At 67.3% G+C, this 20538-nt stretch carries 23 protein-coding genes; 14 read left to right on the forward strand and 9 right to left on the reverse strand.

What is annotated here, in order from left to right:
- The gene (locus tag ACFC0O_RS03370) at nt 1–876 is read left to right on the forward strand and encodes an alpha/beta fold hydrolase (protein WP_375953431.1); all 876 of its coding nucleotides are present in this window, start codon (nt 1–3) and stop codon (nt 874–876) included.
- Between the two features lie 3 nt (nt 877–879).
- Here ACFC0O_RS03370 and ACFC0O_RS03375 read toward each other — a convergent pair whose 3' ends face one another.
- Entirely contained in the window at nt 880–1482 is a 603-nt protein-coding gene (locus ACFC0O_RS03375; RefSeq protein WP_375953433.1) for a TetR/AcrR family transcriptional regulator, read from the reverse strand.
- Nucleotides 1483–1579: 97 nt separating this feature from the next.
- Between ACFC0O_RS03375 and ACFC0O_RS03380 the strand changes: the two genes are divergently transcribed.
- Together ACFC0O_RS03380 and ACFC0O_RS03385 are read left to right on the forward strand one after the other, a co-directional pair.
- Entirely contained in the window at nt 1580–2026 is a 447-nt protein-coding gene (locus tag ACFC0O_RS03380; protein ID WP_375953435.1) for a MarR family winged helix-turn-helix transcriptional regulator, read from the forward strand.
- Nucleotides 2023–3420 carry an MFS transporter gene (locus tag ACFC0O_RS03385; RefSeq protein ID WP_375953437.1) on the forward strand — a complete coding sequence of 466 codons (1398 nt, stop codon included), beginning with the start codon at nt 2023–2025 and terminating at the stop codon, nt 3418–3420. The genes ACFC0O_RS03380 and ACFC0O_RS03385 overlap by 4 nt, the downstream gene beginning before the upstream one ends.
- A gap of 48 nt (nt 3421–3468) precedes the next feature.
- Here the strand turns inward: ACFC0O_RS03385 and ACFC0O_RS03390 are convergent, their stop codons facing one another.
- Nucleotides 3469–4167, reverse strand: a complete 699-nt coding sequence (locus ACFC0O_RS03390; protein ID WP_375953439.1) for a hypothetical protein — start codon at nt 4165–4167, stop codon at nt 3469–3471.
- Between the two features lie 123 nt (nt 4168–4290).
- Between ACFC0O_RS03390 and ACFC0O_RS03395 the strand changes: the two genes are divergently transcribed.
- Both ACFC0O_RS03395 and ACFC0O_RS03400 read left to right on the forward strand, forming a co-directional pair.
- Nucleotides 4291–4917, forward strand: coding sequence for an alpha-ketoglutarate-dependent dioxygenase AlkB (locus ACFC0O_RS03395; RefSeq protein ID WP_375953441.1), 627 nt, complete (start codon nt 4291–4293; stop codon nt 4915–4917).
- 89 nt (nt 4918–5006) lie between these two features.
- Nucleotides 5007–5891, forward strand: coding sequence for an aldo/keto reductase (locus ACFC0O_RS03400; RefSeq protein ID WP_375953442.1), 885 nt, complete (start codon nt 5007–5009; stop codon nt 5889–5891).
- Nucleotides 5892–5913: 22 nt separating this feature from the next.
- Here the strand turns inward: ACFC0O_RS03400 and ACFC0O_RS03405 are convergent, their stop codons facing one another.
- Both ACFC0O_RS03405 and ACFC0O_RS03410 read right to left on the reverse strand, forming a co-directional pair.
- Nucleotides 5914–7146: an FAD-dependent oxidoreductase gene (locus ACFC0O_RS03405; RefSeq protein WP_375953443.1), complete on the reverse strand. Its 1233-nt coding sequence runs from the start codon at nt 7144–7146 to the stop codon at nt 5914–5916.
- A 72-nt stretch (nt 7147–7218) separates the two neighbouring features.
- Complete coding sequence (locus tag ACFC0O_RS03410) at nt 7219–7782, reverse strand: DUF4334 domain-containing protein (protein WP_375953445.1); 564 nt, start codon at nt 7780–7782, stop codon at nt 7219–7221.
- 87 nt (nt 7783–7869) lie between these two features.
- Here ACFC0O_RS03410 and ACFC0O_RS03415 point away from each other — a divergent pair, with 87 nt between their 5' ends.
- The 5 genes from ACFC0O_RS03415 (at nt 7870) to ACFC0O_RS03435 (ending at nt 13056) form a co-directional block, all read left to right on the forward strand.
- The gene (locus tag ACFC0O_RS03415; protein WP_375953447.1) at nt 7870–9018 is read left to right on the forward strand and encodes a serpin family protein; all 1149 of its coding nucleotides are present in this window, start codon (nt 7870–7872) and stop codon (nt 9016–9018) included.
- Between the two features lie 74 nt (nt 9019–9092).
- Complete coding sequence (locus ACFC0O_RS03420; RefSeq protein ID WP_375953448.1) at nt 9093–10112, forward strand: J domain-containing protein; 1020 nt, start codon at nt 9093–9095, stop codon at nt 10110–10112.
- A 5-nt stretch (nt 10113–10117) separates the two neighbouring features.
- Complete coding sequence (locus ACFC0O_RS03425; protein ID WP_364632444.1) at nt 10118–11104, forward strand: hypothetical protein; 987 nt, start codon at nt 10118–10120, stop codon at nt 11102–11104.
- Nucleotides 11105–11117: 13 nt separating this feature from the next.
- Complete coding sequence (locus ACFC0O_RS03430; RefSeq protein ID WP_375953450.1) at nt 11118–12416, forward strand: adenylosuccinate synthetase; 1299 nt, start codon at nt 11118–11120, stop codon at nt 12414–12416.
- 10 nt (nt 12417–12426) lie between these two features.
- Nucleotides 12427–13056, forward strand: a complete 630-nt coding sequence (locus tag ACFC0O_RS03435; RefSeq protein WP_375953452.1) for an NUDIX domain-containing protein — start codon at nt 12427–12429, stop codon at nt 13054–13056.
- Nucleotides 13057–13232: 176 nt separating this feature from the next.
- On the opposite strand, the gene ACFC0O_RS03440 is transcribed toward ACFC0O_RS03435, so the two are convergent.
- The gene (locus ACFC0O_RS03440; RefSeq protein ID WP_375953454.1) at nt 13233–13811 is read right to left on the reverse strand and encodes a TetR/AcrR family transcriptional regulator; all 579 of its coding nucleotides are present in this window, start codon (nt 13809–13811) and stop codon (nt 13233–13235) included.
- A gap of 196 nt (nt 13812–14007) precedes the next feature.
- On the opposite strand from ACFC0O_RS03440, the gene ACFC0O_RS03445 reads away from it, so the two are divergent.
- Nucleotides 14008–14979, forward strand: coding sequence for a zinc-binding alcohol dehydrogenase family protein (locus tag ACFC0O_RS03445; RefSeq protein WP_375953456.1), 972 nt, complete (start codon nt 14008–14010; stop codon nt 14977–14979).
- Between the two features lie 168 nt (nt 14980–15147).
- Nucleotides 15148–16020 (forward strand): SDR family oxidoreductase, encoded by an 873-nt coding sequence (locus tag ACFC0O_RS03450; RefSeq protein ID WP_375953457.1) that lies wholly within the window; start codon nt 15148–15150, stop codon nt 16018–16020.
- A gap of 79 nt (nt 16021–16099) precedes the next feature.
- Here the strand turns inward: ACFC0O_RS03450 and ACFC0O_RS03455 are convergent, their stop codons facing one another.
- From ACFC0O_RS03455 to ACFC0O_RS03470, 4 genes are read right to left on the reverse strand one after another with little or no spacing between them, the layout of a single operon-like run.
- Nucleotides 16100–16357: a YciI family protein gene (locus ACFC0O_RS03455; RefSeq protein WP_375953458.1), complete on the reverse strand. Its 258-nt coding sequence runs from the start codon at nt 16355–16357 to the stop codon at nt 16100–16102.
- Nucleotides 16358–16375: 18 nt separating this feature from the next.
- Nucleotides 16376–16885, reverse strand: coding sequence for a transcription antitermination factor NusB (gene nusB / locus ACFC0O_RS03460; RefSeq protein WP_364632430.1), 510 nt, complete (start codon nt 16883–16885; stop codon nt 16376–16378).
- A gap of 19 nt (nt 16886–16904) precedes the next feature.
- Nucleotides 16905–17468: an elongation factor P gene (gene efp, locus ACFC0O_RS03465; RefSeq protein WP_364632428.1), complete on the reverse strand. Its 564-nt coding sequence runs from the start codon at nt 17466–17468 to the stop codon at nt 16905–16907.
- A 35-nt stretch (nt 17469–17503) separates the two neighbouring features.
- Nucleotides 17504–18628 carry a M24 family metallopeptidase gene (locus ACFC0O_RS03470; RefSeq protein ID WP_375953461.1) on the reverse strand — a complete coding sequence of 375 codons (1125 nt, stop codon included), beginning with the start codon at nt 18626–18628 and terminating at the stop codon, nt 17504–17506.
- A 154-nt stretch (nt 18629–18782) separates the two neighbouring features.
- On the opposite strand from ACFC0O_RS03470, the gene ACFC0O_RS03475 reads away from it, so the two are divergent.
- Nucleotides 18783–19268, forward strand: a complete 486-nt coding sequence (locus ACFC0O_RS03475; RefSeq protein WP_375953463.1) for a prepilin peptidase — start codon at nt 18783–18785, stop codon at nt 19266–19268.
- Between the two features lie 60 nt (nt 19269–19328).
- Nucleotides 19329–20537: a chorismate synthase gene (gene aroC / locus ACFC0O_RS03480; protein WP_375953465.1), complete on the forward strand. Its 1209-nt coding sequence runs from the start codon at nt 19329–19331 to the stop codon at nt 20535–20537.
- The last annotated feature ends 1 nt before the right edge of the window (nt 20538 follow it).

A 20538-nucleotide genomic window follows, 5' to 3' on the forward strand; every position in this document is an offset into this window, starting at 1 on the left:
GTGAGCAACGAAGCCGACTTCACCGAACCTGCCCGCGTCACCTTCCGCGGCCACGGCGGTATCACCCTCGCCGGTGACTCCTGGGGACCCCAGGACGGACCACTGGTGGTGTTCCTGCACGGCGGCGGCCAGACCCGCCATTCCTGGAAGGATTCCGGGCTCGCGCTGGCCAAGGCCGGAATGCACGCGGTGCTATTGGACGCGCGCGGGCACGGGGACAGTGAATGGGCACCCGGCGGCGATTACACCCGCGCGGCCATGGTCGAGGACCTCATGACGGTGCTCGAGCAGCTCGGCAAGCCCGGATTCGTGGTCGGGGCCAGCATGGGCGGGCTCACCGGGCTCATCGCCAGCGCGCATCCGCACCATGAGCGCATCACCGGACTGGTGCTCGTCGACGTCGTTCCCCGCCCCGAGGTCGCGGGCGTACAGCGCGTGATCAGCTTCCTGGGCAGCAATCCCGAGGGTTTCGCCAGTCTCGAGGAGGCCGCCGACGCGGTGGCCGCGTACCTGCCGCATCGCCGTCGTCCACGCAATCCCGAAGGGCTGCAACGCAATCTGCGTCAGCGCGAGGACGGACGCTGGTACTGGCACTGGGATCCGGCCATGCTCGGCGGTGATCGCGGCGAACAGATCGACGTGCACACCAAGGCACTGGAGGACGCCGCCCGGCAGCTGACCATGCCGGTGCTGCTGGTGCGCGGCGCGCTCTCGGATGTGGTGAGCGAGGAGGGTGTGCAGTCCTTCCGCGCACTGGTGCCGCATGCCGAATACGCCGAGATCGGCGCGGCCGCGCATACCGCGGCCAGCGATGCCAATGACGAATTCACCGATGCCGTGGTCGATTTCGTGCGCGCGCACGTGAGCGTGGCCTGAGGACTAACAGTCCCCCAGCATTCGATCGAGCAGGTGGCGGATCAATTCGACCACCTGCTCGCGGGTGTGAGAGCCGATCAGCACGCCCTGGGTGATGCTGCCCAGACTGAAGACGATCAGCTGGGCGTCCAATTGCGCGGTGTCGAAAGCCTTGCCGGGCTTGCGATTGCGGCGCAGCTGCTCGGTGAAGAGATTGACCAGGTACAGCGGCGCGCCATGGGTGTCCTCGGGTTTGATGAACTCCGAATTGCTCAGCGCCGCCGCGTGATAGGCCGCCAGCACCAGCGCGTCCGCATGACTCGCGTCATCGAGCGGAAGCAGCGCCAGCGATACCGCCTCGATCACCTCGCGCGGTGGCGCGTCCGCACCCAGCACCCCGACCCGGGCGGCGAACCGCTCCCCCGAATCCACCACCACCGCGAGGTGTGTGGCGAGCAGTAGCTCCCGCTTCGCGCCGAAGTAGTACTGGATCAGGCGTACCGAGATCCCGGCCTCGGCCGCCACCGACTGGAAGGTCGCCGCCTCCAGGCCCCCGGCGGCAATGACGCGCCGGGCGGCCGTGGTGATCTCCCGGCGGCGCTGCTCGTGATCGACCAAACGTGGCATGGGGAGTCATGGTACGCCCATACCACGCTACCGATTACACAATTAAGATTGAACAATCTGAATTGAACAATCCAGGTTGTCGATCTACCGTGGAGTCATGACCGATGCCACCGTGACCGTTTCCCGGTCCGCCGCGCGCGCCGCCCGTGACCTCCGGATTCTGGTCGGGCGACTGCGCAGGCGATTCCTGGAGCAATCGGACAGCCGCGAGCTCACCCCGTCACAGCAATCGCTGGTCAGCCGGTTGAGCAAGGCGGACAGTTCGGCCAGCGACCTCGCCGCCGCCGAACGGGTGCGGCCGCAGGCGGTCGCGGCCACCCTGAACATTCTCGAGGAACGCGGGCTGATCGAGCGGCGTCCGGATCCGGCGGACCGGCGGCGGCAACTGGTGTCACTGAGCGATGCCGGGCGGGAATTCCACGAAGGCAGGCGGCGCGCGGGCGACGAGTGGCTGGCCACCGTCATGCAGGAGAAGTTCACCGAGGACGAGCGGCACATCGTGCTCGAAGCGCTCACGCTACTGGAAAGACTCGGGCAGGAATGACTTCGGTTCTCGCACGACGCGGGCGGGCGGCGTCCGGGGACGGCTTCGATCGCTCCCTGCTCACCCCGATGCTGCTCGGGACGATTCTCAATCCGATCAATTCGTCGATCATCGCGGTATCGCTGGTGCCGATCGGGGTGGCGTTCGGCGCGCCCGCCACCGAGACGGCCTGGCTGGTGTCGGCGCTGTATCTGGCCACCGCCATCGGACAGCCCGTGGTCGGGCGGCTCATCGATCTGTTCGGACCGCGGCGGCTGTTCCTCGCCGGGGCGACGCTCACCGGAATAGCCGGTGTGCTGGGCGCTTTCGCACCCGCGCTGTGGGTGCTGGTGGTAGCGCGGATCGTGCTCGGATTCGGTACGTGCGCGGGATATCCCGCGGCGATGTACCTGATTCGCGGTGAAGCGGACCGCACCGGTAAGGACAGTCCGGCGGGCGTGCTGACCGCGCTCGCGGTGGCGGCGCAGACCATCGTGGTGATCGGACCGCCCCTGGGCGGTCTGCTGATTCACGTCGGCGGCTGGCGCGCGACCTTCGCGATCAATATTCCGCTGGCGGTGGCATGCCTGGTCGCGGGACTGCTGTGGCTGCCGAAAACCGCTATGCCGCAGCGGGAGAAGACCTCCGGACTCGATATCCCGGGCATCGCCCTGTTCACCGCACTGCTGCTGACCGCACTGCTGTTCCTGATGAATCCGCAAGCCGCGCACTGGTATCTGCCGGTCCTGGCCGTCGCGGCCGGAGCCGCGCTGGTGATGCGCGAACTCCACACGCCCGCACCATTTCTCGACGTGCGCGTACTGGGCGGCAATTTCCCACTGCTGGCCACCTACGGCCGGGTCATGCTGACCAGCACCGTCGGCTACTGCTTCCTCTACGGCTTCACCCAGTGGCTCGAATCCGGCCGCGGCCTGAATCCCGGTGCGGCCGGGCTCATCCTGCTACCCCTGTCCCTCACCGGTATCGCGGTCTCGGCCATCACCGGCCGCCGCGCGGTGATTCGCGGCAAGCTGATCGTCGGCGCGACGGCCCAAATCGTCGGCTGCACAGTCCTTCTGCTCATGCCCGGCCACGCCCCCATCTGGCTACTGCTCACGGCCGCCTGCGTCATGGGCATCCCACAGGGCCTCAACAGCCTGGCCAATCAGAACGCCGTCTACTACCAATCCACCCCGGACCGCATCGGATCCTCAGCCGGACTGCTCCGCACCTTCAACTACATCGGCGCGATGATCGCCGCCGCAGCGGGCGGCGCATTCCTGAACACCGGCGCCAGCGCCGCCGGATTACACCACCTCGCAATGTTCATGCTCGCCGCCGCAGCCCTGTTCCTCGCATTGACCCTGGCCGACCGTTCCCTACGCTCGGTGGGGCGAGCCGCCCGACAGCCCTGAATCACCGCGAAGCGGATAGCGGGACGGGTCCGCCCGGATCGCACCGAATCATGCGACTCGCAGTTTCCCGACCTGGGCAATCAACAGCCGGTCACCAAACGCGAGCGTGTCCGTGGAGATTGTGAAATCGAGCGTGTTCCCGAACAGATACTCCACAACCGTCCGGTTGCCGACGGTAGCGAAGCGCAGCAGGCATGCACGGGGATAGAAATTGTCCGGACCAGTCGAGACGTAGCGCATGGCGGGTAGCTCGAAAACCAGGCCGACTCCCGGAATATCTTTGCGGGACAGGGTTTCTCCGACGAAATCGACCTTCGTGACGCCATTCTTGATCGACGAGAGCCTGGACCAAGTCGAGCAAGCCTGCATAGCCTCCAGCAGGGCGACAGGGTCTACGACACGATTGAGAACCGCGATCTGCGTGTCACCATCGCGTCGCTCGCCAATGGACAAGACACGCTGTATGGCACCCGCGAAGGGATCGTTTGTGAGGAGCTCGATCGCGGCATTGCGAGCTCGGCATGGTGGCGAATCCTCCTTGGCATACATTCCGGCAATACCCGCCTGGATCACCGCATTGCCCCACGGCAGTGCATAAGTGATGTCGGGTGTATCGCTGGTGGTCAACAGATAGTCGGTCATCGACCGTGATTCGACGGCGGGCACTGCGGTGACATGGTCGCCGCAACCGGCGGCCGCAATGGTCATAGTGACGAGGGCACCGGCTAGCACCAGATGGCGAAACATGGGTCCGGATTCTCCCGAGCACAAATCGATCCAATTGATTCGCGCAGAGCCTAGTGTGGCAACCCGCACCGCCAACGGGATGGCTGCTTGAACATGTCCGCGATAGAACGTATGTTCGACAGCATGTCGACGCCATTACAGGGATCGCTGCTCGACGGATTCGGCGAGCTCGAAGTCGGTGCGCTGGGTGGACTCCGGCGCACCGTCCTGAGCGCGGGAGCGTGGGTGGATGTGCTTCCGGGCTGGTTGAGCGGGGCTGACACGCTGTTCGAGCGGCTTGCGGCCGATGTGCCGTGGCGGGCGGATCGGCGTGCCATGTACGACCGGGTGGTGGATGTGCCTCGGTTGCTGGCGTTTTACGAGCAGGGGCAGGGGTTGCCGGATCCTGTTCTGGACGAGGCTCGCGATGCTCTGAGCGAGCACTATCGGGGTGAGCTCGGGGAGCCGTTCACCACGGCGGGACTCTGCTACTACCGGGACGGGAATGACAGTGTCGCTTGGCATGGCGATACCTCGGGGCGCGGGGCCACGCACGACACCATGGTGGCGATCGTGTCGGTGGGCGCCGCACGAGCGTTGCTGCTGCGGCCGCGTGGAGGTGGGGAGAGTCTGCGGTATCCGCTCGGGCATGGGGATCTCATCGTGATGGGTGGATCCTGCCAGCGGACTTGGGAGCATGCGATTCCCAAGACGCGGCGGCCGGTGGGGCCGCGCATCAGCATTCAATTCCGGACGCGCGGCGTGCGCTGAACTCCGGATCGCGAACCGCGCGGAATGGAAACCGATCGGTTCGGGTTCATTCGCTGCGCAAGCAGACAGTGCGCGAGGAGTGATGCGATATGGCGAGTTTCGAACTCGGTGGCAGCCTTCCGGTGAACCGGATCGGTTACGGCACCATGCGATTGGCCGCCGCGCCGGAACCCGGTTACGACGCGGGGATGGGGCATATCTGGCGGGCGCCCGCCGATCGGGAGGCGGCGATCGCGGTGCTGCGGCGTGCGGTGGAACTCGGGGTGAACCTCATCGATACCGCCGATTCGTACGCGCTGGGCGAGAACGAGGAGCTGGTCGCGGAGGCGCTGCACCCCTATCGGGATGATGTGGTGATCGCGACCAAGGTGGGCGTGGTGCGCCCGTCACCGACCGAATGGGTACCGCTCGGACATCCCGCCTATCTGCGCCAGCAGGCCGAATTGGGTTTGCGGCGACTGAAACTCGACCATATCGATCTGTTGCAACTCCATCGCGTCGATCCACACGTACCGCTCGAAGATCAGATCGGCGCGCTGCGGCAACTGGTGGACGAGGGCAAGGTGCGGCACATCGGGCTCTCCGAGGTAGGCGTGGATGAACTACGCGCGGCCCAGGAGATCACGCCCATCACGAGCGTGCAGAACATGTACAACCTCGGGGCCCGGCAGCACGAGGATGTGGTGGATTACACCGCGGCGCAAGGGATCGCGTTCATTCCATTCTTCCCCGTCGCGATGGGCGCGCACGCGGCGGCGGACGGCCCGCTCGCCGCCGTGGCCGCCGAACTCGGCGCGACAACCGCACAGACATCGCTGGCGTGGCTGCTGCGCCGTGCGGACAATATCCTGCCGATTCCGGGCACCACCTCCATCGCGCACCTGGAGGAGAACATCGCGGCGACCGCCGTGCGACTCTCCGATGCGCAGTTCGAACGGCTCTCCGCCATCGCGCCGGTGAGCGTGGACGCGTAGTAGCGCAGTGCCGCAGGCCGTTTCAGGGTCGGCGAGCAAATTCCGGAGCGTGTTCGGCGAGCAGTCCGCGCGCCACCAGGTAGGGCGGGAGACTGCGCAGGACGGGCAGGCGGCGGAAAACGCGAAGAGCCAGTGGGGTATTCGCGGAATTCGAGATATTGAGCTTGCCCGCCACCGCGGGTGCGATGGCTCGGGCGTGCGCTATGCGCTGCATGCCCTGGATGACCCGGGTCGGAACGGCGCGGCGGCGCTGCACCCGGGCCAGATCGGAGGTGCCGACCGTGCCCGAGATCAGTTTCGGGGCAAGGATTCTCGCCGCCACCACACCGTCCTGAATGGCCAGGTTGATGCCCACTCCCCCGACCGGTGACATGGCGTGCGCGGCGTCACCGATGCAGAGCAGGCCCGGGGTGTACCAGCGATCGAGCCGATCGAGTTTGACATCGAGCAGTTTGACCTCGTCCCAGCTCCGGACCGCGTCCACGCGATCGAGTAGCCAGGGTGCGGCGGCGGCCATATCCCGCAGGATCCCGGTCACCGGATGCTGTTGCCGCACAGCCGAATCGCTGCCCTTGGCCAGCAGAATCGCGCACTGCCAGTAATCACCGCGGTCGAGCATGATGGCGAACCGGTCGGCGGTGAGCACCGGGACCGCGCCCGCCGGGTCGATATCGTGCCGCGGAACCCGCATCCACCACACATCGAACGGGGTCTGCCAGGAACGCACCGGCAGCCCCGCCGCGGCGCGCAGGGTAGAGCCCCGGCCGTCGCAGGCGACGGTGAGGTCGGCGCGAAGTTCGCCCGCGGCACCGTCTTCGGTGCGATAGCGCACCCCGGCGACCCGGCCGTTCTCGCGCAGCAGTTCGGTCGCCTCGGTGTTCATGCGCAGCCGGAAGGTGGGTTCGGCATCGGCCGCGTGCGCGAGCAGAGCCAGCAGATCCCACTGCGGCACCATGGCGATGTATTTGTACCGGCCCGGTATGTGCTCGAAGGTGGCGAGGGTCCGCATACCCCCGGCGATCGGGATCTGCACCGAATTCAACCGGCGCTGCGGCAGTTTCGCGAACTCCTCGTGCAGGCCGAGTTCATCGAGTAGTTCCAGGGTGGTGGGGTGCACGGTGTCACCGCGGAAATCGCGCAGGAAGTCCGCGTGTTTCTCCAGCACCGTCACCTCGACGCCCGCGCGCGCCAGTAGCAGCCCCAGGATCATGCCCGCCGGACCACCACCGGCGATAAGACAGGTCGTATCTTTCATCGGGCACCCCTCCCGAGCGATAACAATCGGTCAGGTCAAGGGTAGGCCGAAAAGCCTGGTGGTCAGGCTGATCTACCGATCCCGGTAGAGGATGAAGAAGTACGGGTCACGCAGGCCGCGTTTGTCCATCACCCCGAGCAGGGTGTCCTCGTCCACCCGCCGGAAGATGTCGATGATCGGCAGATCGTCGTAGATCATTGCGGCGCTGGACTTTCCGCGGAATTCCAGATTGCGCAGCCGGGCGCGCGGGGTCTTGGTGCGCAGCGCCGGGCGCAGCACACCGAGCGAACGGCGCACCGGCCCCAGCGTGGCGACCGGCACCTTGCCCGCGAGGAAGAGCGGGACTCGGCGCGGGTCCACCGGGAAGATCTGCCCGTCGGGGGTGCTGAAGAGCAGCGGCTGCACCGCATCGGCGCTGTCGAACTGCTTTCCGTACCAACCGGATTCGACCAGCATGCCCTTCCAGGGATGGTCGGTGTCCAGTTCGGCCCCGCGCCAGCGGCCGACGGTCACCTCCTCCACGCGCGCGGCGGGCAGCCCGTCGAAGAACTGCCAGGCCTGTTCGGGGGTGCATCCGGCGGATCGCAGTTCCGCCAAACGCGCCGTGGCACTCGATACCGATTCACCGATGGCCATCCGCGGCCTCCTTGCCCGAGTGGATGAAAGATTCTGACTCACAATATCTCAGGGCCTCGGCGGGCTTCCCGCCCCTAGGCTGACCGCATGCCGACACAGCTCGCCGCCCACGTACACGCCGCCAATCGACTCACCGCGCGCTGGTGCGAGCGGGCGGGCACGGACGATTTCGTGCTGTCCGGATGCGGTGTCTGGCCGCTGCTGGCACTGCTGGCGGCGACCGCCGATGAGCCCGTGCGATCGGAACTCGCTGCGGCGGCCGGAGTTTCGCCCGAGACCGCACATGCGCAGGCGCTGGCCATGCTGAAGACGCTCACACACGCGGATTCGATCTCGGCGGCGCTGGGGGTCTGGGTGCGCCACGATGTCCGACTGCGGGACGAATGGTTGCGCGCGCTGCCACCCGGTACCGCCGATGTGCTCGGCGGCCAGGCTCAACTGGACGAGTGGGCGAGCAAGTACACCGATGGATTGATCGAGCGATTTCCCCTGCAAATCGACGCGAACACCCTGCTGGTGCTGGCCACCGCGCTGGTGGCGCGCACGCGGTGGCAATCGGCTTTCACCGAGATCCGCATGGAGATCACCGAGGGACCGTGGCGCGGATACGCCGCGACCGGGCTCGATCGCTCGACGCGCGGCGGCAGGGATGCGAGTGTGCTGGAAACGCCACGGCCGGTCACCCGGGTCGTCGTGGAAGGCACCGGCGATCTGGATGTCCATCTACTGCTCGGCGACGACACCCCGGGCGAGGTGCTGCGCGCCGGACTCGCCGCCATCGACGGCACGGTGCCCGCGCGCACCGGATTGCCGGCGGGAACCGACGCCCCCGGGTTGACCGTACGCGAGATCGAGAGCACCAGCCGGTCCGATGTCGAACGAATTCTGCTGCCCCCGTTCACCGTTCGCTCCCTACACGATCTGTGCGAGCAGCCCGGGCTGTTCGGTTTGACCACGGCGCTCAACGATGGCCGCGGGCACTTCTCCGGCATGTCCGACACCCCGCTGGCCATTCAGGCCGGCGCGCAGGACGTGTACGCGAAATTCAGCGCGACCGGTTTCGAAGCGGCGGCGGTCACCGCGTTCAGCATTCAGCCCGGCGGTATGCCCCCGCGCGATCGGTTCACCATCCGGTACACCGAGGTGACCTTCGATCGGCCGTTCGGATTCCTGGCGGTGCACCGGCCGACGGGTGCGGCCGTGGTCGCGGGCTGGGTGGCGCGACCACCCGTCTAGCGTTTTAGTCCCATTGACAAAATACTTGCCGAAAAGGGTGGCGCTCCACGTTTTAGTCTCCTAGGCTAAAACACATGACGACGGCACGAGACACAGCGGAGGCGATCCGGGCGGCCAACCGGCCCGAAGACCTGTTCGGTACCGCCACAGCCGATTCCGCCACCCGCGCCGAGGGACGGCGGCGCTATCACCGGCTCGCCGCACAGGTGCATCCGGACCGCGCCACACCCGGTGAGATCAACCTGGCGCGCCGGGCATTCGAGCGCCTCACCGAGCTGTACCGGCAGTGGTCGCAGGCCGATGACAGCGCATCGCGAGTGACCGGGGCGCGCGGAACATATCCGATCGGCGCACTGCACGCCCGCGGCTCGGTCGCGGACCTCTACCGCAGCGGCCGGGACCGGATCGTCAAGATCCCGCGGCACGGCGCGGCCAACAAACTGCTCGCGGCCGAACGAAACGCATTGCGAGACATAGCGATCGTCACCGCCGAACACGAATGGCTGCGGCCGTACTTCCCGGTCCTGGCCGACACCGTCGATCACCTGGACACCGATACCGGCGAACAGCGGACGGTGAACGTGCTCGACGCGCTCACCGACGGCTTCGTCACCCTCACGGATGTGCACGCCGAATATCCGGACGGCCTGGACCCGCGCGATTACGCGTGGATGCACCGGCGGCTGTTGCGCTGCCTGTCCGGGGCGGCGCTGGCCGGATGGGTGCACACCGCGATCTGCCCGGCCAATGTTCTGATCCATCCGGCCCAGCACGGGGTCGTCCTGGTCGGCTGGTCCTTCGCCAGCCGCCCGGGCGCGGCCGCCGCCGCGACCCTGGGCTCGCTCGACTATCCACCGGAGATCCGCGATGCGGTCTCCCCTGCCACCGATGTCCACCTCGCACACCGGCTGATGCTCACCATGCTCGGCCGCCACACTCCCCCGGCGATGCGCTCCTTCGCCGCGGGGTCCATGCAGTCCGATCCGCGGCTGCGCCCCGACGCCGCCGACCTGCTCGGCGAATTCGATGATCTGCTCGACCGGCTTTACGGACAGCGCCGCTTCCGGCCCTTCGAGCTCACGAAAGGACAGTGATCACCATGGGTTACGGAAACTGGGACGATAGCGCCTACGACGCCGCCCGCACCTTCCGCGCCGCCCGCGGCCTCGACGATTTCGGCTACACCGCGGATATGCGGTCGCAGCCGTGGGACGACTGGAAGGCACACCCCTCGCTCGACCCCAAGGGCGTGAAGTTCCGCGAATCCCGCGATTCGGATGATCACGGGAACTCGCTGCCCATCGCGGTGCTGTTCGATGTCACCGGATCCATGGGCGCGGTGCCGCGCATCATGCAGGAGAAGCTCGGCAAACTGCACGGGCTGTTGCAGCGCAAGGGATATGCCGAGGATCCGCAGATCATGTTCGGCGGTATCGGCGACGCGGACTCGGACCGAGTTCCCTTGCAGGTCGGGCAGTTCGAATCCGACAACCGCATGGACGAGCAGCTGCGGCTCATCTTCCTGGAGGGCAACGGCGGCGGGCAGAAGTCCGAAAGCTATGAACTGGCCGCGTATTTCATGGCACGGCACACCGCGACCGATGCGTGGGACAAGCGCGGGCAGAAGGGCTATCTGTTCATCGTCGGAGACGAATTGAACAAGCCGCGCTTGGCTTCTCGGCACATTCGCCGGGTCATCGGCGACAAGGTGGACCGCGATATCACCGTCGAATCGGTGTTCCGCGAGGTTGCCGACCGCTGGCACGTGCACTACATCCTGCCCAACCAGTCCAGCTACTACAACGATCCGGAGATCTCGGACTACTGGCGCGGACTGCTCGGCGAGCGATTCCTGCGGCTGGACGATCCGGCGGCGGTGTGCGAGCTCATCGCGCTGACCATCGGCATCGGTGAGGATCGCATCGATCTCGGTGCGGGACTGGCGGATCTGCGCGATATCGGTTCGGTCGACGAGGCCGACGCGGTCGGCAAGGCGCTCGCCCCCATCGGGGCCGCACGACGCACCCGCAGTGCCGGGGCGCTGCCCGCCGCCACCGGCGACGATGACGTCGACTTCGGAAACTAGAAGGGAGAGAACCATGTTCGGCGATCGCCACCTGATAGTGGTCGACCTCGGGTTCGGCGATGCCGGCAAGGGGGCGACCGTGGATTGGCTGTGCGCGCCCTCGACCGGGCTCGATGTGGCGGCGGTGGTGCGCTTCAACGGCGGTGCGCAGGCCGCGCACAATGTGATCGCCGGCGGACGGCATCACACCTTCCGGCAGTTCGGGTCCGGCACCCTGTCCCGGGTGCCGACCCTGCTGTCGCGCTACATGCTGGTCGAGCCCATCGCGCTGGCCGCCGAGGCGCGAGCGCTGGAACTGCTCGGGATCGCCGATCCGCTGTCACTGGTGTCCGTCGATGAACGGGCACTGCTCACCACCCCGATCCACGGGGCCGCCAACCGTTGCCGGGAAGACACGAGGGGTGCTGCCCGGCACGGTTCGTGCGGAATCGGGATCGGGGAGACCGCGAGCTACGCGCTCGAACACGACGCGCCGCGGGTGGCGGATTGCCTGCGGCCGGATGTGCTGCGGCGCAAGCTGATCGCGCTCGAGCAGCACTACGCGCCGCTGCTCGCGGACAGTGCGCACGGATACGACGCCATCGACGATCTCGTCGACGTGTACACCGAATTCGCCCGCGCCGTGGCGATTCTGCCGGGTGATCAGCTTGCCGCGATCGCCGCGCATGGGCGATTGGTATTCGAGGGGGCGCAGGGAGCGCTGCTGGACGAATGGCGCGGGCTGCACCCGTACACCACCTGGTCGACGGTGGAACCGCGCAATGCCCGAGCCATGCTCGCCCGCATCGACGCGCCCGGATACGTCCTCGGCGTCACCCGCAGCTATTTCACCCGGCACGGCGCGGGACCGTTCCCGACCGAGGACGCCGAACTGTCGATTGCCGAGCGGCACAATGGAACCGGGAACTACCAGGGCGAATTCCGGCGCGGGCATCTGGATCCGATCCTGCTGCGCTATGCCGTGGAAGCCTGCGGCGGTGTGGACGGACTGGTGGTCAACCATCTCGACGCGATCGGCGATATCCGCACGGCCACGGGCTATCTCACGCCCGAGAGCTATGTGGACCGGCTCGATCTCGGGGCCTGGCAGGATCTGGTCCACCAGCGCCGGTTGACCGATCTGCTGAATCGCGCCACACCGGTGCTGGCCGACCTGCCCGCCGATGTGCCCGGATACCTCGAGGCCGAACTCGGCGTACCGGTGGTGCTCACCGCGAACGGTCCGGATCGCGCCGATCGCACCCCGGCAACAAATCGGTCATTTCGCCCAACTCGGGCCGAACACGCGAATCCTCCCCCGGCTACGGCATGATTGACCACTTGTGGAGCAACAATCCGCGGTATCCATCGATGTGATCGCCCTGCGCTACGGGCGCGATGACGCCACCGTCACGGTGGGCGTCGCGCCCCGGCGCTGGGAACCCTTCTCCGGCGAACTCGCCCTGCCCGGCGTGCTGCTCGGCCGAGGTGAACGCCTGGAAGCGGCCGCCCGGCGCGCCGTGCACACCAAACTCGGTGTGCCCGAAGACGCCATCCGCGCCGTCGGCCAGCTGGTCACCTTCGACGAGCCCAACCGCGACCCGCGCGGACCCACCCTGTCCATCGCCATGTGGGCGGTCATCGGCGACCACGACGGCGATACCGCCGAATGGGCCAACTTCGAGCGAATGCCACACCTCGCCTTCGACCACAATCGCATCGTCGACACCGCCCGCGGGCTCTTCGCCGAAATGCTGTGGAAGCACCTCGAATTCACCCGGCCCCTGATCGGCGAACAATTTCCGGCCACCCGCGCCGTCGAACTGACCGCCGCGCTGGAAGGTGCCCGGCCCGATCCGGGGAACCTCAACCGCACGCTCGCCGCGCTACCGGGCCTGACGCGCACCGGCGACCGCATGCGCGTCAAAGCCACCGGGCGACCGGCCGCGGTCTGGGCGTTCGAAGCCGAGTAGACATCCCGCCCTGTTCAAGGCATTTCATGAGGTGAGCACCGAATTTCGGTGCGGGTGGGCCGCTTTCGTGAGTCCCGGCGTATCTGACACGCGAGCCTCACATATTTAGATGCGCATATCTACGTCTAGGTATGTTCATGGCAGAACCTCCCGGATGCCAGCCCGGCAATCCGGGATCAGGCCGAGGGCGTGCTCGTCAGCACCGACTTCACCAGTGCGCGAATGGCATTGCGCAGGCGCTCGGTCTCCCCCGCTCGGACCATGGCACGCGCTACTTCCGAGCCGACCGAGCTGAAAAGCAGGCGGCCCGCCGCCTCCGCGTCCAGATCGGGGCGAGCTTCGCCGAGCAGATCGGTGATGTGACGGTCCCAGGTGCCGTGGAATTCGGCGGTGCGGGGGTGCGGCGGAATGGGCGCGCCCGTATACGCGGCCATGAGCTCGACATTCTCGGCCATCATGACGGTCATCGCATCGAAGAAGGCGAGCAGGCGATCACCGGCGGACGCGCCCGGCCCCAGCGGCGGCGGGCCGGTGCTGATCCCGGCCAGCAGCGCCTCGGCGGGCTCGGCGACCAGCGCGTGCAGCAGCCCCGCGCGACTGCCGAAGCGATGAAAGATGGTGCCTTTACCCACCCCGGCCGCCGCCGCGACCCGGTCCATGGTGATGGCGTCCGCGCCGAATTCGGCCAGCAGCGCGCGGGTGGCGTCCAGAATCGCGCGCCGATTGCGCGCGGCATCCGCGCGTTCCTTCGGCACGACACGCTCTTTCGCCGCGACGCGTTCCGTCGATGCGGCGTGTTCGTTCGACGCGTCGGACCGATTCGGCGCAGCGCTCTCCCCCATCGACGCAGGCTGCTCAGCTGGCATTTCCTCGGCTTTCATTGACAACTTGACCGACGGTCCATATCGTAGCGACGCATAACTGGACCGTCAGTCAATTTATGAGGTTTCGATGCAGGCAATCCTATTGACCACCACCGGTGCACCCGACGTCCTGGTGCCGGATGAGGTCCCCACACCGCGGCCCGGAGCGGGACAGGTACTCGTGCGCAACGAGGCGATTCCGGTGCTGTATCCGGAGACCATGCTGCGGTCGGGGGCCTTCCCCATTCCGCTGGAGAAGCCGTTCGTATTCGGCACCCAGGCCGCTGGCGTGATCGTGGAACTCGGTGACGGCGTCGACCCCGCACTGCTCGGACAGCGGGTGATCGTGGCGAGCGACAGCTTCGGCACCTACGCCGAATTCGTGTGCGTCCAGGCCGAATCCGCGGTGCGCATTCCGGACGCGCTCTCCTCGGTCGACGCCGCCGCGCTGACCATGAGCGGATCGGTGACCGTTCCGCTGCTGGCGGCCGCCAAACTCACCGGCACCGAGACCGTGCTGATCGAGGCCGCCGCAACGGGAATCGGCGGCTATCTCACCCAGCTCGCCAAGGAGGCCGGGGCCGCGCGCGTCATCGCCACCGCGGGCGGGCCCGAAAAGGCCGAGCGCGCTCGCGAATTCGGCGCGGATCTGGTGATCGACCACCTCGATCCGGAATGGCCCGCGCGCCTGCGCGAAGCACTCGGCGATGCGACCATCGACGTGGTGTTCGATTCCATCGGCGGCGAATCCGCCACTGCGCTACTGGATCTCATGACCCCGCTGACCGGTCGCATGCTCAGCTACGGTTTCCTGTCCGGCGCACCCGCGCAGGTCACCGCGATGGACCTGATCATGCGCGGTCTCACCCTGATCGGCTGCTCCGGTCCGGCCTGGCTCGCCGGTGTCGCGAACTCGCGCGCCGCCGCCCTGGAGCTCGCGGCGACGGGATCGATCACCCCGCTGGTGGATCGCGTACTGCCGCTCGACCAGGCCGCACTGGCCCACCAGCTGCTCGATCAGCGCGCCGCCAAGGGAACGATTGTGCTGCAACCTCGTTAGCCCGATCGCCCGCCCCGCCCGGCGGCCTCGGAATCGCGGGACGGATCGACACGCTGTGCTGTCCGGCGACCCGGCGCGCAGACCGGCCAAACCTTCCGATTCGGGCGCGGCGTCCGCATAGAGTGCGTAGACGACAGCGGCGCGGCATCCCACCGGAAGCGAGACTCCATGAGCTCCTCGAATACCGTCCTGATCACCGGCACCTCCACGGGTATCGGCCTGGCCACCGCCATAGGAGCGGCGCGCGCGGGCTGGCGAACCGTGGCCACGATGCGCGATGTGGGGCGCGCGGGGGCGCTCATGGACGCGGCCAATGCGGCGGGCGTGGCCGGGCTGATCCGCGTGGAGGCCCTCGATGTCACCGATTCCGGCTCGGTCACCAACTGCGTGCAGAAGGTGATCTCCGATTACGGGCGACTGGACGCGGTGATCAATAACGCCGGGGCCGGATTCGTCGGGACCATCGAGCAGACCGGCCTCGAGCCGGTGCGAAATGTCATGGAGGTCAACTATTTCGGCGTGGTCGCGGTGACCCACGCCGCCATGCCGCATCTGCGCGCGGCGGGCGGGCGGTTGATCACCGTGACCAGCGTCGGCGGGGTGATCGGGCAGCCCTTCAACGAGGCGTACTGCGCGGCCAAATTCGCCGTCGAGGGTTTCATGGAGGCGCTCGCACCGGTCGCGGCAACCGTCGGGGTGCGGGTCCATGTGATCGAACCCGGCGCGGTGGCAAGCGAATTCGTGGCCAGCCAGGGCATCGATATCCCGGCCCTGCTCGCCGCCGCCGGACCGTACGCACCGGCGCTGAAGTTCTATGTCGAGCGCACCCAGCAGGCGTTCCGCAGCGCCCAGACCCCGGAGCAGGCGGCGGTCCCGATCATCGCGGCGCTGACCGACGACGAGGCGCCGTTCCGGGCGCAAACCTCCTCGTGGGCACGGGGATTCACCTCCACCAAACTCGCTGATCTGGATGGCGCGGCGGTTCAGATGGTCACCTCGAGCTGGGTGGAGAAGCACGATCACGTCGGCGCGGATCACTAGCGCCGAGAAACACCCGGTAAAACGGCAATGAGCGCCATCCGGATTCCGGAGGCGCTCATTCGCTGTGGCATAACGGCTCTCAGCCGGTGATCTCCCATTCGTACACGGTGAGTTCGGACGCTCCGGTCGTATGAATGGGGTCGGTGAAGACCAGATCCCGTGCGGCGTCCAGGCTTTCGGCGAGAATCACGTACGCCCCGCCGCTGTCATCGGTGAACTTGCCGGTCTCGACCAGCTGCCCGCGCGAGCGGACGCCATCGAGCCAGTCCCGATGCGGCTGTGCCACAGCCGGATCGAAGCGCGGGGTGCGCATCGCCAGCACCAAGTACTTGCGCACCCTGCGCCTCTCCCTTACCTACTTGTCGTCGTCGCGCGGCGCGCGAGTCGCCGCCGCGGCCGCCCGGACCTGCGGTGCGACCTGCACCACCTGGCCGAGCACACCGTTGATGAACGAGGGGGAATCATCGGTGGAGAGCTCCTTGGCGAGCTCGACCGCCTCATCCACCGCCACCACGGGCGGAACATCATTGGCGTGGAACAGTTCCCACACCGCGACCCGCAGAATCGCGCGGTCCACGGCGGGCAGCCGGGACAGCGCCCAATCCTGCAGATAGGACTCGATGGTGCCGTCCACCCGATCCAGATCGTCGGCGACGCCTTCGACCAGGACCCGGGTGTAGGGGTTCACCGGGGCCACCGAATCGTCCCGCACGGAGAGCGAGACGCGTTCGGACAGCAGATCGGCCGGGTCGATATCGCGGGCCTCGGCTTCGAAAAGCAGATCCACCGCACGTCGGCGCGCCTTGTGTCGCGCACCCAGCTTCTTGAAACCGGCGGACTTCTTGTCCGGGGGTTGGTTGGCCACGGTCACCATTATCCGCGCGTCAGGAGTTGACGCGGCTGATGTAGGAACCGTCGCGGGTATCCACGCGCAGCTTGTCACCCTGGTTGATGAACAGCGGCACCTGGATCTCGGCACCGGTCTCCACGGTGGCGGGCTTGGTGCCCGCGCTGGAGCGGTCGCCCTGCAGTCCCGGCTCGGTGTGGGTGACGATGACGTCGATGGCGACGGGGAGCTCGACGAACAGCGCCTCGCCCTCGTGCATCGCGATCTGGACCTGCATGTTCTCCAGCAGGAAGCCGGCGTTCTTGCCGATGGTGCCTTCCTGCAGGTGAATCTGGTCGTAGGTCTCGCCATCCATGAAGATGAAGTCCGAGCCGTCGTGGTACAGGTAGGTCATATCGCGACGATCGACGGTCGCGGTCTCCACCTTGACGCCCGCGTTGAAGGTCTTGTCGACGACCTTGCCCGAGACGACGTTCTTCAGCTTGGTGCGCACGAAGGCGGGACCCTTACCCGGCTTGACATGCTGGAATTCGACGATCTGCTGCAGCTGATTGTCGATCTTCAGCACGAGGCCGTTCTTGAAGTCACTGGTGTCCGCCACTGTCCTGCGATCTCCTGTTTGTCGGTCAACCGGCGTCAGTCGACGACGGTCAGGTCTTTGCTGGTGCGGGTGAGCAGCTCCGGGCCCCCCTGGCGAACCACGAGCGTATCCTCGATCCGGACTCCGCCGCGGCCGGGGAAATACACACCTGGCTCGACGGTCACCGCCACGCCATCGAGAAGTGTACCCGTGCCGGTTTTGGCGATTCCGGGCGCTTCATGAATCTGCAGGCCGACCCCGTGCCCGAGACCGTGCACGAAGAGTTCGCCGTGGCCCGCCGCCTCGATGACCGAGCGAGCGGCCGCGTCCACCGCGCGGGTGGAGATACCGGGGGCCAGCGCTTCGCGGCCCGCTTTCTGCGCGGCGTAGACCAGGTCGTAGATCTCGCGCTGCCAGTCCGAGGGCTGGCCGAGCACGTAGGTTCGGGTCATATCCGAGTGATAGCCGTCGACCATCGCGCCGAAATCCAGCTTCACGAAATCGCCCTGGGCCAGCACCGCATCGGTCGGACGATGGTGCGGGACGGCCGAATTCCGGCCCGCCGCCACGATGGTCTCGAAGGCGACCGCGTCCGCGCCGTGCTCGAACATGAGCCATTCCAACTCGCGCGCCACCTGGCGTTCGGTGCGGCCGGGACGCAGACCACCGCGCTCGAGCAGGGTCGCCAGCGCCACATCGGCGGCATCGCAGGCGGCTTGCAGGCGGCCGACCTCGAAGGCGTCCTTCACCATGCGCAGCTGTTCGACCAGTCCCGAGACCGGGACCAGATCCAGGCCGGTGGCCTGGGAGACGAAACCGCGATGCTGTTCGAAGGTGACGATATGGCTTTCGAAGCCGACGCGGCCGGTCTGCCACTCCCCCGCTATCTCGACCACGCGGCGCGCGCTGGCGCGATTGATCTCGGCACGCAGATCGGGCACCTGTTCGCCGACCTGGGTGGTGTAGCGGCCGTCGGTGCAGATGACGGTGCGGTCGGCATCACTGCTCCAGGCGTAGACCAGTAGCGCGGCATTCGATCCGGTGAAGCCGGTGAGGTAGCGGATATTGATCAGATCCGTGACCAGTAGGGCATCGACGCGGTTCTCGACGAGCAGGTTGCGCAGGTTGGCCCGGCGCTGCGCGTAATTGGGGCGCGCGCCCGGATCGGGAGCAGCAGACATGCGTCCAAGCTACCGCCGACACGCCGCAACACCGACACGCAACACGTTGATCGGCGGGTGTAGGAGAAAGCCCGGTTGTTCACATGTCAAGTGGTTCTCCACATTTCGTGATTCCGCGGCCCGCGGCGGCATCTCGGGGAGCAGGCTCGAAAGTATGGAATCGCCGCCGCTGTTCATCCTCGCGATCTGGTGCGCACTGCTCAGCTACTTCGATCTGCGGGCGCATCGGCTGCCGAATCTGCTCACCCTGCCCGGGGCCGTCGCGGTGCTCGGATACGGATTCGCCACCGGGCGCGGCACACTCGCGGTGCTCGGGGCGCTGCTCTTGGCGGTTCCCTATCTACTGGTACATCTCTGCGCACCCGGGGCGCTCGGGGCCGGGGATGTGAAACTCGCCCTAGGACTGGGTGCGGCCACCGCACTCGGCGGCGCGCAGTGCTGGGTCTGGGCGGCGCTGGCCGCACCGGTGCTCACCGCCCTCGCCGGGGTCGGCTCGATCGCCTCGGCAGCGGTCCGACCGGGCACTATGCCCGGACCGAAGCTACCGGCCGGAGCGTTTTCCGGCGGCGCGATCGGTACCGTCGCACACGGCCCGGCCATGTGCGCGGCGAGTGTGGTTGCGCTGCTTGCCACACGGTGACGAGCGTCATGCTCGGACCACGTGTCCGGGCAGGCGCATTGACATGGAAGGATGTAACCCGTGTTGCGCTGGATAACTGCCGGAGAATCCCATGGCCCCGCTCTCGTCACGATCCTCGAGGGGATGGTGGCCGGTGTCGAGGTGAGCTCTGCCGATGTCGCGGCGCAATTGGCGCGCCGGCGCCTGGGCTACGGGCGCGGCGCTCGAATGAAGTTCGAGGCCGATGTGGTCACCCTGGTCGGTGGCGTGCGCCACGGCCGCAGCATGGGCGGGCCGATCGCCATCGAGGTCGCCAATTCCGAATGGCCCAAGTGGACCCAGGTCATGTCCGCTGATCCGGTGGACGAGGCCGAACTCGCCGAACTGGCGCGCAACGCGCCGCTCACCCGGCCGCGGCCCGGGCATGCCGATTACTCCGGCATGCTCAAGTACGGCTTCGACGACGCCCGCAATGTGCTCGAACGCGCCAGCGCGCGGGAGACCGCCGCGCGCGTCGCGGCGGGCACCGTGGCCAAGAACTTCCTGCGGCAGGCGCTCGGGGTCGAGGTGATCTCGCATGTGGTGTCCATCGGAACCGCCGCGAACACCACCGGTTTCGTGCCGACCGCCGCCGATCTGGACGCCATCGACGAGAGCCCGGTGCGCTCGTTCGACAAGGACGCCGAGGCCGCCATGATCGCCGAGATCGAGGCCGCCAAGAAGGACGGCGACACCTTGGGCGGTGTGGTCGAGGTCGTGATCGAGGGGCTGCCCGTCGGCCTGGGCTCGTTCACCAGCGGTGAGGCGCGCCTGGATTCGCGACTCGCGGGCGCGCTCATGGGAATTCAGGCCATCAAGGGTGTCGAGGTGGGCGACGGTTTCGAGACCGCGCGCCGTCGCGGCAGCCAGGCGCACGATGAGATGAAGCCCGGTCCGGATGGCGTGCTGCGCTCGACCAATCGCGCGGGCGGTCTCGAAGGCGGTATGACCAATGGCGAGGCGCTGCGCGTGCGCGCGGCCATGAAGCCGATTTCGACCGTGCCCCGGGCACTTTCGACCGTCGACATGACCACCGGTGACGAGGCCGTCGCCATTCACCAGCGGTCGGATGTGTGTGCGGTGCCCGCGGCCGGTGTGGTCGCCGAGGCCATGGTGGCGCTCGTGGTGGCGCAGGCCGTACTGGAGAAGTTCGGCGGAGACTCGCTCATCGAGACCGTCGACAACATCACCAGCTATGTGAAGCGAATCAACGCGCGCCCGCACGTGCCCTCGGGCAACGCGCCACAGTGAC

The organism is Nocardia sp. NPDC056100 (assembly GCF_042266325.1).
Classification (GTDB): Bacteria; Actinomycetota; Actinomycetes; order Mycobacteriales; family Mycobacteriaceae; genus Nocardia.

Bases quoted from the DNA above. Each gene is read 5' to 3' on its own strand.
- ACFC0O_RS03375 (WP_375953433.1), bottom strand. From the start codon at position 1,482: ATGCCACGTTTGGTCGATCACGAGCAGCGCCGCCGGGAGATCACCACG.
- ACFC0O_RS03380 (WP_375953435.1), top strand. From the start codon at position 1,580: ATGACCGATGCCACCGTGACCGTTTCCCGGTCCGCCGCGCGCGCCGCC.
- ACFC0O_RS03385 (WP_375953437.1), top strand. From the start codon at position 2,023: ATGACTTCGGTTCTCGCACGACGCGGGCGGGCGGCGTCCGGGGACGGC.
- ACFC0O_RS03390 (WP_375953439.1), bottom strand. From the start codon at position 4,167: ATGTTTCGCCATCTGGTGCTAGCCGGTGCCCTCGTCACTATGACCATT.
- ACFC0O_RS03395 (WP_375953441.1), top strand. From the start codon at position 4,291: ATGTCGACGCCATTACAGGGATCGCTGCTCGACGGATTCGGCGAGCTC.
- ACFC0O_RS03400 (WP_375953442.1), top strand. From the start codon at position 5,007: ATGGCGAGTTTCGAACTCGGTGGCAGCCTTCCGGTGAACCGGATCGGT.
- ACFC0O_RS03405 (WP_375953443.1), bottom strand. From the start codon at position 7,146: ATGAAAGATACGACCTGTCTTATCGCCGGTGGTGGTCCGGCGGGCATG.
- ACFC0O_RS03410 (WP_375953445.1), bottom strand. From the start codon at position 7,782: ATGGCCATCGGTGAATCGGTATCGAGTGCCACGGCGCGTTTGGCGGAA.
- ACFC0O_RS03415 (WP_375953447.1), top strand. From the start codon at position 7,870: ATGCCGACACAGCTCGCCGCCCACGTACACGCCGCCAATCGACTCACC.
- ACFC0O_RS03420 (WP_375953448.1), top strand. From the start codon at position 9,093: ATGACGACGGCACGAGACACAGCGGAGGCGATCCGGGCGGCCAACCGG.
- ACFC0O_RS03425 (WP_364632444.1), top strand. From the start codon at position 10,118: ATGGGTTACGGAAACTGGGACGATAGCGCCTACGACGCCGCCCGCACC.
- ACFC0O_RS03430 (WP_375953450.1), top strand. From the start codon at position 11,118: ATGTTCGGCGATCGCCACCTGATAGTGGTCGACCTCGGGTTCGGCGAT.
- ACFC0O_RS03445 (WP_375953456.1), top strand. From the start codon at position 14,008: ATGCAGGCAATCCTATTGACCACCACCGGTGCACCCGACGTCCTGGTG.
- ACFC0O_RS03450 (WP_375953457.1), top strand. From the start codon at position 15,148: ATGAGCTCCTCGAATACCGTCCTGATCACCGGCACCTCCACGGGTATC.
- ACFC0O_RS03470 (WP_375953461.1), bottom strand. From the start codon at position 18,628: ATGTCTGCTGCTCCCGATCCGGGCGCGCGCCCCAATTACGCGCAGCGC.
- ACFC0O_RS03475 (WP_375953463.1), top strand. From the start codon at position 18,783: ATGGAATCGCCGCCGCTGTTCATCCTCGCGATCTGGTGCGCACTGCTC.